The 1,230-nt window shown below is 70.7% G+C and carries 2 protein-coding genes; both read right to left on the reverse strand.

Annotated elements, in window-relative coordinates; all coding sequences use genetic code 11:
* Positions 1–203: PP-loop family protein (locus tag CGX12_RS19215; protein WP_303396192.1), on the reverse strand; the 203-nt coding region annotated here is incomplete at its 3' end.
* The coding region (locus CGX12_RS19220; protein WP_142995722.1) for a GGDEF domain-containing protein at positions 194–1,230 on the reverse strand (1,037 nt) is incomplete at its 5' end. The genes CGX12_RS19220 and CGX12_RS19215, both read right to left, overlap by 10 nt.

The following is a 1,230-nucleotide window of genomic DNA, read 5'->3' on the forward strand; positions in this document are numbered from 1 at the left end:
GGCCAGGCGTCCGCCGCCGCCTGCAGGCCGTGATGCACGTGGAGCGCGGTCAGCGCCCTGCCCTGCTCGGCGGCCAGGCGGGCGCACAGGGCCAGCAGCACGGTGGAATCGAGCCCGCCGCTGAAGGCCACGAACCAGCGCCCTTCCGGTGCCAGCTCCTGCATCTTGCGGCAAAAGTGCGGGTAAAGCGCGTTCACGACCATAACACCACCCGGTTGCGTCCCTCGCGCTTGGCCCGGTACAGGGCCTTGTCGGCGCAGGACAGCAGCTTGTCTTCGTCGGGCAGGGTGCCCGCCTCCGCCAGCCCCAGGCTGACGCTCAGGCGCAGGCCGGCGGCGATGGGGCCGCAGTCCATTTCCTCAATGGCCCGGCGCACCCGTTCGCAGATGCGGCGGGCATCCTCGACGGCGGTGTCCGGCAACAGCAGGGTGAACTCTTCGCCGCCCCAGCGCGCCGCCAGATCCCCGGCCCGCAGCTCGCGCCGCAATACCGCGGCCACCGCCTGGATGGCCTGGTCGCCCACCGCATGGGACCAGCGATCGTTCACCTGCTTGAAATGGTCGATGTCCAGCACCGCCAGGCACAGCGGCGCCGTGCCCCGGCTGGCCCAGGCCGCCTGCAGCCCTTCGTCGAAGGCCCGGCGATTGGCCAGGCCGGTCAGCTGGTCTTCCCGCGCCTGGCGCTCGAACGCCTGGGACTGGCGTTGCAGCTCGCCGGTCTTTTCCGCCACCTGCTGCTCCAACTGCTCGGCCCGCCGCCGCAGCAGCCGCAGGCGCAACCGCATCAGCAGCCAGATACCGCCCAGCCCCAGGATGCCCAGGCTCCACCAGAACAGGGACCGCTGCCAGAAAAAGGGCGCAATGGTAAAGGCCAGACGGGCTTCCTGTTCGCTCCAGTCACCGTAGGGATAGGCCGCCGCCACCCGGAACAGATAACGCCCCGGCGGCAGGTTGGTGTACTCGGCCTGGGCTTGGTGCTCACGCGGCACCCAATCCTGATCGAAGCCTTCCAGCAGGGTACGGTAGCGGATGCGCTCCGGCATCACGTAGCCCAGGCCGGCAAAGCGCAGTTGCAGGCGCTCGCTGCCCGCCGCCAGCCGCTGGGGGCCCGTTATCCCCGTCGACTGGCCGTTGACCTCCACCCCCTCCAGCACCACCGGCAGCCGGCTCCGGCCAAAGTCGGCCAGCCGCTCCGGCTGCACCCGGGCCACGCCCTTGGCGGTGGCAATCC

It is taken from the genome of Zobellella denitrificans (genome assembly GCF_002237365.1).
GTDB classification, from domain to species: domain Bacteria; phylum Pseudomonadota; class Gammaproteobacteria; order Enterobacterales; family Aeromonadaceae; genus Oceanimonas; species Oceanimonas denitrificans.